This window comes from Bacillus sp. DE0042, from assembly GCF_007680225.1.
Taxonomy (GTDB): domain Bacteria; phylum Bacillota; class Bacilli; order Bacillales; family Bacillaceae_G; genus Bacillus_A; species Bacillus_A wiedmannii.
On record NZ_VEJP01000003.1, the window covers coordinates 386,361 to 398,825 of the forward strand.

A 12,465-nucleotide genomic window follows, 5' to 3' on the forward strand; every position below is an offset into this window, starting at 1 on the left:
AAAAAAAGGAAGCTTTCGCTTCCTTTTTTTCATTCTTATTTCTTAAAACTTTCATATTTTACAGCTTCAAAAGCTTCTTCAATTTCATCATTACGATAATGCACGTATGTAAAACGCCCTAATTCTACTAATCTTGCTATTTCTTGTAACGCTTTATGTTGCTCATATGTTTCCCCCAGCTTAATATGTACATAAAACTTCATTAATGGATGTTCATATAAAGGTTCTCCCACCTCTACATATACATCTTCCACACCTTGCACAACTCTTACATAACTTGCAAATTGATAAAGAGCTTCTCTGTCTGAAACGATTTTTAATGTATACATATATTCTCCCCCTTTTCTTTACTATATCAAAAAGATGATCACACCATGTTATAGAACTATGAAATTTTTTCGACTTGTAATAAACAAGGCGTTTATCCATACATAGGAGCTTTTTTCCACATATATTATAAGAAGAATTTTTTCAGTTGAGGTGTTCCTTATGGATCCATACGTCAATATATGTATTTGCATTACTCCAGGCGCCGATATTTCTGATGACCGTATCGCAAAAGATTTAGCAGTTGCAGAGTCAATTTGGCACCCGATTACATTTCAAATTACAGACGTAATTATTTTAAATGAACTTTTCCGTTTTTCTGACCGTGAAATTAGTTATAAAAACTCTATTCAAAGTCAGGAAAAATTAGCATCCTTTTTCCAGACTTGTGTAAATGAAGCACCTGAATGCGACCTTTACATTTGTTATATTGGCAGTGATTATTTCAAAGAAACAGCCGTAATTGCCTGCGCTTACTCTTTAGCAAAACAACAGCAACTTACTGGTTATATCGTTTTAACAAATTCGGCTGCCCCCATGAAAAATATATATACGCTCGCTCACGAAATCGGTCATATTTTATTTACAAGACGTGTTCACGGAAAACTTACTCACGCAGATCCTCATTCTCCAACTGGCTCGGAGCACCATCCCTCTCCAACAAATCTTATGTATCCGATAGTCCCACGCCCTGAAAATGTCCATATTCAGTCACTATTAACGAACGAACAAAAAGCACTCTCTTTACAAAGTGCTTTATTGCAAAGAAAAAAACAGTAACCGTCACGTTACTGTTTAAAACAACCTATTCCAATCAACAAACGAAAGCCCGGCTGCAAAGGATACACTATACACGAAAACGGCATCCCTCTAAAAATCAAAATATAGTATTTCTTTGGAAATAATTTTTTGTATATCCAGAGCAGCCACTTTTTTTGAACTACTCGTTTACACTTTTTCTCTCTTCAATTTTTAAAGACCATCTCATTAATCCATATATACTTCCATACATAAGTAATATCTTTGCAATTCCCCAAAATACATTTTTTTCTTCTAATTCTTTAAATATAAACATAATCGCTAAAGGAACAATTAGTACCAAAACACCCATCCAACCAAGGACATACACTTCACCAACGAAAAGTAATAAAAAGATACTTGCTGCTAATATATATGTTTGTATTGTCGACAATTGCAAAATAGGTATCCCGTACCATTTATCAATAAACATCAATAATACTAATAATAAGATGGGAACCATTACTATTACGTAAATAATTCCGAACTCTACAAACTTATTTTTAAAAGAAGACATTCTAAATGCAACAATGGTTCCAATAATCGTAATGATTAAGACGATAGGATAGCCAATTAACTGTATATTCGTTAGTGTAAATTGCTGATTCGGATTATTAAATAAAATATGAGTTAATATCCAATACCCGCCAATACCAATTATCATGGCAAGAATACTCTTTATACTCCCGCCTTTATCCTTCTCCATTTCTTTCGCTAATTCTTCCGCATATTCTTTTGGTGAATCACCGAATATATCACTTACCGTCTTTCCCTCTTTCTCGCCTTCTATTAAATGAAGTTCTGCATCTTCTAGAAAGGCGTCCACATCTTCTTCTTTCATTCCTTTTGTTATTAAATACACTTTCGTATCGATTAAAAACTTTTCTCCTTCTTTAGAAATCTGCATGATAACCCCTCCCTTATTTAACCGTTACTCTTCTATTCGTCTTCATCATAATTTCAAGGAAAATTAAAACAAACAAACTTCCGTATAAACATATAATTTGAAATAACATTGGCATGAGATCTTCCGAAGTAAATGTTTTAAACAGTAACATAATCGAAAGCGGAATAATTAAATATAAGTTTTTAAACCATCCTTCAAAATACATATTTATCGCTACTGTGATAAGAAAAATAGCTCCAGCTAATATATAACTTTGCGTTTGGGTGAATGTAAACATTTTTGTAGGATATATTACATCTAATATCGTAACAACCCCTATTAAAAACATCGGCGCAATCATAACTAAAAACCACATAGAAAACCACGTTTTTGTAAAACTTGTTACGAAGGTCATTTTACTAAGTAAAAAATTGGGACCCATTACAGCTACGATCAATGTAAAACTATACCCAACGCACTGAATAAGTGAAATCTGTAACATTCCGTTATTCACTATTAAGATAGAAGCAATAATCCAAAACGATACGATATTCATTACTGTAAAACCAATTTGCTTCCACGTTTCCTGTCTATCCTTTTCCATTACTTTTACAAGTTCATTTGCATATTCTTTCGGTGAGCTTCCGAAAATATCTTTTATACTTTTTCCATCGCTCTCACCCTCGATTAAATGAAGTTCTGCATCTTCAATAAAATTTTCAATATCGCTTTCTTTCACACCCTTTGCCGCTAAAAACAATCTCATTTCTAATAAAAACTTTCGTGCTTCACTTGATAGCATTATTTTTTTCTCCCCTTCCCTTCAAGTAGACGCTCTACACTACTTTGCATCGCTTCCCAGCGATCCATAAATTCATTAAGTGCTTCCTCACCTTTTTCTGTTAATGTATAATATTTCCGCTTTGGACCAGATGGAGATTCCTTCATTACACTTGTTATTAATCCTTCCTTTTGCATTCGTATTAATAACGGATAAATACTTCCCTCACTCGCCATTGTAAAGCCATACTTCGCTAGCTTTTCACTCATTTCATAACCGTATATTTCACCTTCAGAAATAATAGCAAGTAAGCATCCTTCTAAAATTCCTTTCAGCATTTGACTTGTCGACATAATTCAAATCCTCCCACTATCTTGTTTTACAAGATAGATAAGCGTAAGTATCTTGCTTTACAAAATAGTATAGCAGAGACTATTTTGCAAAACAAGATAGCTAACAATATTTTTCCAAATCTTTGCAGGATTTTTATTATCCGCTCTCTAAATAGAGCAATATGAGAACTTTATTACGAAGGGATGTTTTTCATCATGGTTACAAATCGAGTTGTTTTTTTAACAGGTGCTGCAAGTGGTATTGGTTATGAAATGGGAAACGCTTTTGCAAAAGAAGGTGCAAAAGTTGTTATTACCGATCGTCTTGAAGAACGTGCAAAAGAAGCTGCTGAACAATTACAAAAAGAAGGCTATCAAGCTATCGGTTTAAAATGTGATGTTACATCTGAAGAAGAAATTACAGCTGCAATTTCTCAAACGGTTAATCATTTCGGTTCATTACATATATTAATTAATAACGCAGGAATGCAGCACGTTTCACCAATTGAAGATTTTCCAACCGAAAAGTTTGAACAACTTATTAAAATTATGCAAATCGCTCCTTTTATCGCAATTAAGCATGCCTTCCCAATCATGAAAAAACAAAGGTATGGCCGAATTATTAATGTAGCCTCCATTAATGGCCTCGTTGGATTTGCAGGAAAATCTGCCTACAATAGCGCGAAGCATGGCGTAATTGGATTAACAAAAGTTGCCGCTTTAGAAGGCGCTACTCACGGAATTACCGTTAATGCGCTTTGTCCTGGTTATGTCGATACCCCTCTTGTACGTAATCAACTACAAGATTTAGCTACTACACGAAATGTACCACTTGAAAATGTTTTAGAGGATGTCATTTATCCACTTGTACCACAAAAACGCCTATTGCAAGTACAAGAAATCTCTGATTATGCTATGTTTTTAGCGAGTGAAAAAGCAAGAGGTATAACCGGACAAGCCGTTGTTATCGATGGTGGTTATACTGCTCAATAAAGTGAAGGCTTTTACTTCCCATTAATGCGAGGTAAAAAATAAAGTTTGCTCACGAAGAGCAAACTTTATTTTACTTTCTATCGCGAGGACCTTCCTACTTTAGTAATTGTTTAGGGAGTTTCTCGATTGCAACAATTACCCCATCTAATTTACTTTCAATACGATGGAGTAAATATAATGTTACAACAATCGGAAACCCTACATTACCTATCATCCTGATCCACTCTTCCATCTTTCTCTCCCCCTTTCATTATATAAATAAGAGTGCGAAATACATTTAGGCATAAAAAAACAAGCTATTATGTATTAGCTTGTCTTTCAAATAATGATGCAATTTCCCGTTTATAATCTCCATGTATGATGCCTTTTTCAGTAATAATACCTGTAATTAATTCATTCGGTGTTACGTCAAATGCAGGATTATAAACATCAGTTCCAATTGGCGCCACTTGTTTTCCAAAAATTTTCGTAACTTCGGTCTCATCTCTTTCTTCAATAACAATTTCTGTACCTGTTTGTTTCGTAATATCAAACGTAGATAACGGAGCTGCAACGTAAAATGGAATATCGAAATACTTTGCTAATATAGCTAAATTCATTGTTCCGATTTTATTTGCTGTATCTCCATTTGCGACAATTCGGTCCGCTCCTACTATAATCGCATTTATTTCTTTCGTTTGAATAGCATGCGCTGCCGTATTATCTGTAATAAGTGTTACATCAATATTTGCCTGTTTTAATTCCCAGGTCGTTAAACGCCCGCCTTGTAAAACCGGTCTCGTTTCACACGCATACGCATGTAAACGTACACCTTTTTCTTTCCCAATATAAAACGGTGCTAATGCAGTACCATATCTAGCAGTTGCAATACTTCCAGCGTTACAAATTGTTAAAATGTTATCACCGTCTTTAAAGCATGTTAATGCATGTTCTCCAATACTCCGGCATACCGCTTCATCTTCTTGCTGAATGAGAAGCGCTTCTTCTTCTAATATTTTTTGTGCTTCTTTTATTTTAGTAATTTCTCGAATGGATTCTCTCATACGATCGATTGCCCAAAATAAATTGACTGCTGTCGGGCGTGACGTTCCTAAATAATTACAATCTCTATTAAACTTCTTTTGAAATTCTTCCATATGTACAGTGTTATATTTTTTTGATGCAAGCGCCAAGCCAAATGCAGCTACAATTCCAATTGCAGGTGCTCCTCGTACTTCTAGCATGACAATACTTTTCCATACCTCTTCAATCGTCGTTAATGTTTTGTATTCTGTGCTATGCGGCAACTTTGTTTGATTTAATACTGCAATGGCATCACCTTTCCAACTGACAGACCTCGGAACAGTAACAATTGTACTCATGCTTTTATACCTCCTGGAACTGTCTGTTGAAATAGTGTTCGGAACAGTTGAATATCAGCGCTCTTATATTCATATTTTATTAGCTCTTTACCTAAGGATAGCGCTTGTTTCTTAGCTTGAATTCTCGTTTCTTTATTTGCTATTTCATCTAAATCAGCTACATGCGCTAAGCCAATTGTTCTACGGATAAGCTCACATCCAGCAAATCCAACGGCATCCTTAAAAATATTTTGCAAAATAATCGGCAACCATTGTTTCTCTTTCGTATATGCTTCTACACCTTCTCCAATCCATAACTTCGTAAAAGTTTCTACAAAACAACTCCACGTCTTCTCGATATGGAAAAATAGCAAACTTCTCTGTTCTTCTTCTCTGGATAGAGCATTTAATAATAGATTTGCAATAAATTGACCAAGATCAAATCCAAATGGGCCATATGTTGCAAATTCTGGATCAATCACTTTCGTTTCAGCAGGTGATGAAAAAATACTACCAGTATGTAAATCACCATGAATAAGCGCTTCTTTTCTCGTTAAAAATTTATATTTATATTGCGCGACTTTTAACTTTAAAGTTTTGTCACTCCACAATTCATCCACCGCTAGTTGTAACTCCGGCTCATAATCATTCGTATCGTAATGACCGAACGGATCTGTAAACACTAAATCTTCTGTAATCTTACAAAGGTCTGGGTTTACAAATGCACCTTCTAGTACCCTTTTCTCTTCTGACTCTAACCCGAAATCTGAAGTATAAAACAACACATGTGCTAGAAAACGACCAATATGTTGAGATAAAAGTGGGTACTCCTCTCCATCTATTAATCCTTTTCTTGCAATTGTTAGCCTTGATAAGTCTTCTATGACCGTTACTGCTAACTCTTCATCATGACTGTACACTCCCGGCACATATTCCGGCACATACTTCGCAAAAATTTGTAATGCTTTACTTTCAATCGTCGCTCTTTTTATAGACAGTGGCCAGCTCTCACCAACTACTTTCGCATATGGCAGTGCTTGTTTTATTATAATAGACTTCTCTCCATCATCTAATTTGAACACGTAATTTAAATTTCCATCTCCAATTTCATGACAAACTACATTTGCTTTCTTTTCAAAATAACCGTGTTCTTTCGCATATTGTATAGCTGTTGTTTCAGTTAATGAATAATATCCCATCGTCTTCTCCCCCTTTTTTAAATTCAGAGGTTTTTCTGACGTAGAAAAACCTCTTTCCACAAAGAAAGAGGTTTGAAGTTTATCTTCTCCCCTCTTATCTGCCAGAAAGGTTTACTTTCTGCTGGAATTAGCACCGTGCCTTTTGGCGTAAATAAACGCCCCATTTCACAATGGTATTACGGTCGGTTGCTGGGCTTCATCGGGCCAAATCCCTCCACCTGCTCTTGATAAGAGTTGTATAATTTTTTGAATTTTTAACTTTATGTTGAAGACTATACCAAGAATAAAAATCACTTGTCAATATTTTATTTGTATAATTCTGGACGACGATCTGCAAAAACTGGAATTCCTTTGCGTACTTCTTTAATTTTCTCAAAATGAAGCTCTCCAAATAAAATTGATTCTTCTTCATTCGCTTCTACAACAACTTCGCCCCAAGGATCGACAATTAAAGAATGACCGGCAAACTCATTATTCGGATCCTTTCCTGCCCTATTACATGCAACAACATAACACTGATTTTCAACTGCTCTTGCTTGCAATAGCAAACGCCAATGAGCTAAACGAACCAATGGCCATTCTGCTACAACAAATAAAACTTTTGCACCTTTAGCAGTATGAACACGCATCCACTCCGGAAAACGAATGTCATAACAAATTGTACCGGCGCACTCTACATCATCTAGCTTAAATTCACCTGTACTATTTCCAGCGATTAAATATTTATGTTCATCCATAAGCTGAAATAAATGCACTTTACTATATTCATTGACTAGTTCTCCTTCCATGTTTACCACATACATTGTATTTGTAACACCTTGCTCTGTTTGCTTCGCTATAGACCCACCGACAATATGTACACCATATTGCTTCGACCACTCTTTCAACTTTTCTTTCGTTTGCAATCCATCCCTATCTGCAATTTCAGTAAGCCTCGTTAAATCATATCCCGTTGTCCATAGTTCTGGTAAGACAATAACGTCTGGTCTTTCCTTCATCGCTTCGCTTATTTTATTTTTAGCATTCTCAATATTTTTTTCTACATCTCCAAAGACAATGTCCATTTGAATACATGCGACTTTCATTTTGTCAGCCCCATTCATAATTTTTTCTTTACAAAATACTGGAAAGATTATATCATTTGTCACTAGAATTGTAACAACTTTCAAAAGAGGTGGAAAGTATGAAATTATTTAAACCTTCTGAGATAGTAACATCATTGCCAACACAATTTTTCGCTTCACTTGTTGCAAAAGTTAACAAAGTCGTAGCAGCTGGTCACGATGTTATTAATCTTGGTCAAGGTAATCCAGATCAACCAACACCGCAGCATATCGTAAAAGCTTTACAAGATGCTGCTGAAAAGACCATTCATCATAAATATCCGCCATTTCGCGGACACGAAAGTTTAAAAGAAGCCGTGGCAACATTCTATCAACGCGAATATGATGTAGTAGTAAATCCAAAAACAGAAGTTGCTATTTTGTTTGGTGGAAAAGCTGGATTAGTAGAATTACCACTTTGTTTTACAAACCCTGGCGATACTATTCTCGTTCCAGATCCAGGCTATCCAGATTATTTATCAGGAGTTGCTTTAGCAAAAGCACAATTTGAAACAATGCCGCTTATTGCAGAAAATAATTTTTTACCAGATTATACAAAAATTGATGCCACTACCGCTGAGCGTGCAAAGTTAATGTTTTTAAACTATCCAAATAATCCTACCGGTGCTACTGCATCAAAAGATTTCTTTGATGAAACCATTCATTTTGCTAATAAACATAATATATTAGTCATTCATGATTTTGCTTACGGTGCTATTGGATTCGATGGTCAAAAACCTGTTAGTTTCTTGCAAGCAGACGGTGCTAAAGATACAGGTATTGAAATTTACACTCTATCGAAAACTTTCAATATGGCTGGATGGCGCATCGCTTTTGCTGTGGGGAATGAAAGTGTGATTGAGACAATTAACTTATTACAAGATCATATGTATGTTAGTATTTTTGGTGCAGTTCAAGATGCTGCCCGCGAAGCACTATTAAGTTCACAGTCTTGCGTAATAGACCTTGTAAATAGTTACGAATCTCGAAGAAACGCTCTTGTTTCAGCTTGTCACTCAATTGGTTGGAATGTAGATATTCCAACAGGCTCATTCTTTGCATGGCTTCCTGTTCCGAAAGGATATACATCTGAGCAATTTTCTGATATTTTACTAGAAAAAGCACACGTTGCAGTTGCTCCTGGTGTTGGATTTGGTGAACATGGCGAAGGATATGTCCGTGTTGGTCTCTTGCATACAGAAGATAGATTACGAGAAGCCATTAATCGAATTGATAAATTAAATTTTTTCAAAAAGTAATTGACAACATGAAAAATATCTGACAAAATTCAGTTATCTTAAAAATTTAAACATTTCTAAATACTTCTTATCAAGAGCAGGTGGAGGGACGAGCCCGACGAAACCCGGCAACCGATCTACAATTGTAGACACGGTGCTAATTCTCGCAGCATTATGCTGACAGATAAGGAGCTGGTTGTAAAAAAACCTCTCCTTAGCTGAGAGGTTTTTTTATTTAACTAGGAGGTTTTAACAATGAGCGGAATTATAGCAACGTATTTAATCCATGATGATTCACATAACTTAGAAAAAAAGGCCGAGCAAATTGCACTCGGTTTAACAATTGGCTCTTGGACTCATTTGCCACACTTATTGCAAGAACAATTAAAACACCATAAAGGCAACGTTATTCATGTTGAGGAACTAGCTGAACAAGAACATACCAATTCGTATTTACGTAAAAAAGTTAAACGCGGGATTATTAAAATCGAATATCCGTTATTAAACTTCAGTCCAGACTTACCAGCAATTTTAACAACTACATTCGGAAAGCTATCACTTGATGGTGAAGTGAAATTAATCGACTTAACATTTTCAGACGAGTTAAAACAATATTTCCCTGGTCCAAAATTCGGGATAGATGGTATTCGAAATCTTTTACAAGTGCATGAGCGTCCCCTTTTAATGAGTATTTTTAAAGGAATGATTGGACGAAATATTGGTTATTTAAAAACGCAATTACGCGATCAAGCAATTGGTGGTGTAGATATAGTAAAAGATGATGAAATATTATTTGAGAATACATTAACACCACTTACGAAACGCATTGTATCTGGAAAAGAAGTTTTACAATCCGTATATGAAACATACGGACATAAAACGTTATATGCCGTAAATTTAACAGGACGAACTTTTGATTTAAAAGAAAATGCGAAACGCGCAGTGCAAGCTGGGGCTGATATTCTATTATTTAACGTATTTGCTTACGGACTAGATGTACTACAATCACTTGCAGAAGATGATGAAATCCCAGTTCCTATTATGGCACACCCTGCTGTAAGTGGTGCTTATTCAGCATCCAAGTTATATGGAGTTTCCTCTCCATTATTACTAGGAAAGCTACTACGTTATGCTGGGGCTGACTTTTCATTATTCCCATCTCCATACGGAAGTGTTGCACTAGAAAAAGAGGAGGCTCTTGCTATCTCAAAATATTTAACTGAAGACGATGCATTTTTCAAGAAGAGTTTTTCTGTTCCGTCTGCTGGTATTCACCCTGGTTTCGTTCCCTTTATTCTACGAGATTTCGGTAAAGATGTTGTTATTAATGCTGGCGGCGGGATACATGGACATCCGAGTGGAGCGCAAGGGGGCGGTAAAGCTTTCCGTACTGCAATTAATGCTACTTTGCAAAATACACCACTCCATGAAGTAGATGACATAAATTTGCATAGTGCACTTCAAATATGGGGAAATCCCTCTCATGGGGTGAAATTATGAGTATTCAAGTATTTTGTGATTTCGATGGCACGATTACAAATAATGATAACATTATGTCCATTATGGAAAAATTTGCACCACCAAAAGCCGAAGAAGTAAAGAATAGAATTTTATCACAAGAGCTGTCTATTCAAGAAGGTGTTTCTCAATTATTTCAATTAATACCTACTAGTCTACACGATGATATGATTCAATTTTTAATAGAAACTGCTGAAATCCGTAGTGGTTTTCATGAATTTATACAATTTGTAAATGAAAATAACATTTCTTTTTACGTTATATCAGGTGGAATGGATTTCTTCGTCTATCCACTCTTACAAGGAATCATTCCAAAAGAGCAAATTTACTGTAATGAAACAGACTTTTCAAATGAATTCATTACAGTTAAGTGGCCTCATCCTTGTGATCATCATTGTCAAAATCATTGCGGATTATGCAAATCATCTTTAATCCGTAAATTAAGTGATACGAATGACTTCCATATTGTGATTGGAGATTCAATTACTGATTTACAAGCTGCGAAACAAGCAGATAAAGTATTTGCTCGCGACTTCCTTATTACAAAGTGTGAAGAGAATTATATTGCTTATACACCGTTTGAAACATTTCACGATGTTCAAACCCAATTAAAACATTTGTTGGAGGTGAAATCATGAAACAACTTTTTCGTCAATGGTATGACTTAAGCGAGATAAAAAAAGAATTAACAACACGAAATTGGTTTCCAGCAACGAGTGGTAATATTTCTATAAAGGTTAGTCATGAGCCACTTACTTTTCTTATTACAGCAAGTGGTAAAGATAAAACAAAAACTACTCCAGATGATTTTCTATTAGTAGATCATCTAGGGCTTCCCGTATTAGAGACTGAATTATGCCCTTCAGCAGAAACAATATTGCATACACATATTTATAACAATACGAATGCTGGGTGCGTACTTCATGTTCATACAACTGATAATAATGTCATCACAAATTTATATAGTGATGCAGTCACCCTTCAAAATCAAGAAATTATTAAAGCTCTCGATATTTGGGAAGAAGGTGCAACAATTCACATTCCTATTATCGAAAACCATGCCCATATCCCAACGCTTGGAGAAAACTTCCGAAAACATATACAAGGAGATTCGGGAGCAGTATTAATCCGTAACCACGGTATTACCGTATGGGGCCGAGATAGCTTTGATGCAAAGAAAAGATTAGAAGCTTATGAGTTTTTATTCCAATTTCATATAAAACTATTATCAATTCAAGGAGGCGTTTCTAATGGCGCAAATTCGTATTCATGAAGTAAATACTCGCATCGAAAATGAAGTAGAAGTATCTAAATTTCTACAAGAGGAAGGCGTTTTATATGAGAAATGGAATATTTCTAAGCTTCCTACTCATTTAAATGAAAATTATTCGTTAACAGATGAAAACAAGGCTGAAATATTAGCTGTGTTTTCAAAAGAAATCGCTGATGTTTCAGCGCGCCGAGGCTATAAAGCACATGATGTAATTTCACTTTCAAATAGCACACCTAACCTTGACGAATTATTAATTAATTTCCAAAAAGAACACCATCATACCGATGATGAAGTTCGCTTTATTGTTAGTGGCCATGGCATCTTTGCTATTGAAGGAAAAGATGGAAAATTCTTTGACGTTGAACTTGAGCCAGGCGATCTCATATCTGTTCCTGAAAATGCAAGACATTATTTTACCTTGCAAGATGATCGTCAAGTTGTAGCTATTCGTATTTTTGTTACAACTGAAGGCTGGGTTCCAATTTATTAAGGTAGTTAGTTGAATAAAAGGACTTGGATCCCCTTTTCCAACCTTTTATTCACTCTACATATATACATCCTCCTATGGAACAGGCTTATTTCAAAAAATGAAATAAGCCTGATTTTTTATTTTCTCAAACATATGAGTCCTTCTATTCCAAAACAATCTCCCCTTCTATTTTTTAAGTAAATTTTTT

At 35.3% G+C, this 12,465-nt stretch carries 15 protein-coding genes, 1 pseudogene and 2 riboswitches; of the genes and pseudogenes, 7 read left to right on the forward strand and 9 right to left on the reverse strand.

Annotated features, from left to right (window positions below; all coding sequences use genetic code 11):
* Positions 1-35 precede the first annotated feature (35 nt).
* Positions 36-329 (reverse strand): DUF3928 family protein, encoded by a 294-nt coding sequence (locus FS802_RS15955; protein WP_000288329.1) that lies wholly within the window; start codon positions 327-329, stop codon positions 36-38.
* A 160-nt stretch (positions 330-489) separates the two neighbouring features.
* On the opposite strand from FS802_RS15955, the gene FS802_RS15960 reads away from it, so the two are divergent.
* On the forward strand, positions 490-1,107 hold the full coding sequence (locus tag FS802_RS15960) for an ImmA/IrrE family metallo-endopeptidase (protein ID WP_000371616.1): 618 nt from the start codon (positions 490-492) through the stop codon (positions 1,105-1,107).
* Positions 1,108-1,122: 15 nt separating this feature from the next.
* Here the strand turns inward: FS802_RS15960 and FS802_RS31555 are convergent.
* The 4 genes and pseudogenes from FS802_RS31555 to FS802_RS15975 form a co-directional block, all read right to left on the reverse strand.
* A pseudogene (locus FS802_RS31555) lies at positions 1,123-1,259 on the reverse strand (DNA-binding protein); the annotation flags it as partial.
* Between the two features lie 8 nt (positions 1,260-1,267).
* A complete protein-coding gene (locus tag FS802_RS15965; RefSeq protein WP_098653335.1) occupies positions 1,268-2,032 on the reverse strand; it encodes a DUF1129 domain-containing protein in 765 nt (254 codons plus the stop codon).
* Positions 2,033-2,045: 13 nt separating this feature from the next.
* On the reverse strand, positions 2,046-2,813 hold the full coding sequence (locus tag FS802_RS15970) for a DUF1129 domain-containing protein (protein ID WP_098653334.1): 768 nt from the start codon (positions 2,811-2,813) through the stop codon (positions 2,046-2,048).
* On the reverse strand, positions 2,813-3,145 hold the full coding sequence (locus FS802_RS15975; protein ID WP_000107987.1) for a PadR family transcriptional regulator: 333 nt from the start codon (positions 3,143-3,145) through the stop codon (positions 2,813-2,815). The genes FS802_RS15970 and FS802_RS15975 overlap by 1 nt, the downstream gene beginning before the upstream one ends.
* A 195-nt stretch (positions 3,146-3,340) precedes the next feature.
* Here FS802_RS15975 and FS802_RS15980 point away from each other — a divergent pair, with 195 nt between their 5' ends.
* Complete coding sequence (locus FS802_RS15980) at positions 3,341-4,117, forward strand: 3-hydroxybutyrate dehydrogenase (RefSeq protein WP_098653333.1); 777 nt, start codon at positions 3,341-3,343, stop codon at positions 4,115-4,117.
* A gap of 94 nt (positions 4,118-4,211) precedes the next feature.
* Here the strand turns inward: FS802_RS15980 and FS802_RS15985 are convergent, their stop codons facing one another.
* The 4 genes from FS802_RS15985 to FS802_RS16000 all read right to left on the reverse strand — a co-directional run bounded on the left by FS802_RS15985 (position 4,212) and on the right by FS802_RS16000 (position 7,825).
* Entirely contained in the window at positions 4,212-4,349 is a 138-nt protein-coding gene (locus FS802_RS15985; RefSeq protein ID WP_000393342.1) for a YvrJ family protein, read from the reverse strand.
* Between the two features lie 67 nt (positions 4,350-4,416).
* Positions 4,417-5,478, reverse strand: coding sequence for an S-methyl-5-thioribose-1-phosphate isomerase (gene mtnA, locus FS802_RS15990; protein ID WP_098653332.1), 1,062 nt, complete (start codon positions 5,476-5,478; stop codon positions 4,417-4,419).
* On the reverse strand, positions 5,475-6,656 hold the full coding sequence (gene mtnK / locus FS802_RS15995) for an S-methyl-5-thioribose kinase (protein ID WP_098653331.1): 1,182 nt from the start codon (positions 6,654-6,656) through the stop codon (positions 5,475-5,477). Before mtnK ends, mtnA begins: the two co-directional genes overlap by 4 nt.
* Positions 6,657-6,747: 91 nt before the next feature.
* A riboswitch (SAM riboswitch) is annotated at positions 6,748-6,890 on the reverse strand.
* A gap of 71 nt (positions 6,891-6,961) precedes the next feature.
* Complete coding sequence (locus FS802_RS16000) at positions 6,962-7,825, reverse strand: carbon-nitrogen family hydrolase (protein WP_141547091.1); 864 nt, start codon at positions 7,823-7,825, stop codon at positions 6,962-6,964.
* 14 nt (positions 7,826-7,839) lie between these two features.
* Between FS802_RS16000 and FS802_RS16005 the strand changes: the two genes are divergently transcribed.
* The 5 genes from FS802_RS16005 to FS802_RS16025 all read left to right on the forward strand — a co-directional run bounded on the left by FS802_RS16005 (position 7,840) and on the right by FS802_RS16025 (position 12,278).
* Positions 7,840-9,018 (forward strand): pyridoxal phosphate-dependent aminotransferase, encoded by a 1,179-nt coding sequence (locus FS802_RS16005; protein WP_088081506.1) that lies wholly within the window; start codon positions 7,840-7,842, stop codon positions 9,016-9,018.
* Positions 9,019-9,082: 64 nt separating this feature from the next.
* A riboswitch (SAM riboswitch) is annotated at positions 9,083-9,188 on the forward strand.
* A 64-nt stretch (positions 9,189-9,252) separates the two neighbouring features.
* Complete coding sequence (gene mtnW / locus FS802_RS16010; RefSeq protein WP_000014173.1) at positions 9,253-10,497, forward strand: 2,3-diketo-5-methylthiopentyl-1-phosphate enolase; 1,245 nt, start codon at positions 9,253-9,255, stop codon at positions 10,495-10,497.
* On the forward strand, positions 10,494-11,153 hold the full coding sequence (locus tag FS802_RS16015; RefSeq protein ID WP_098653330.1) for a 2-hydroxy-3-keto-5-methylthiopentenyl-1-phosphate phosphatase: 660 nt from the start codon (positions 10,494-10,496) through the stop codon (positions 11,151-11,153). Before mtnW ends, FS802_RS16015 begins: the two co-directional genes overlap by 4 nt.
* Positions 11,150-11,788, forward strand: coding sequence for a methylthioribulose 1-phosphate dehydratase (locus tag FS802_RS16020; protein WP_098653329.1), 639 nt, complete (start codon positions 11,150-11,152; stop codon positions 11,786-11,788). The genes FS802_RS16015 and FS802_RS16020 overlap by 4 nt, the downstream gene beginning before the upstream one ends.
* Positions 11,766-12,278, forward strand: a complete 513-nt coding sequence (locus FS802_RS16025) for a 1,2-dihydroxy-3-keto-5-methylthiopentene dioxygenase (RefSeq protein ID WP_000057317.1) — start codon at positions 11,766-11,768, stop codon at positions 12,276-12,278. The genes FS802_RS16020 and FS802_RS16025 overlap by 23 nt, the downstream gene beginning before the upstream one ends.
* Positions 12,279-12,465: the final 187 nt, after the last annotated feature.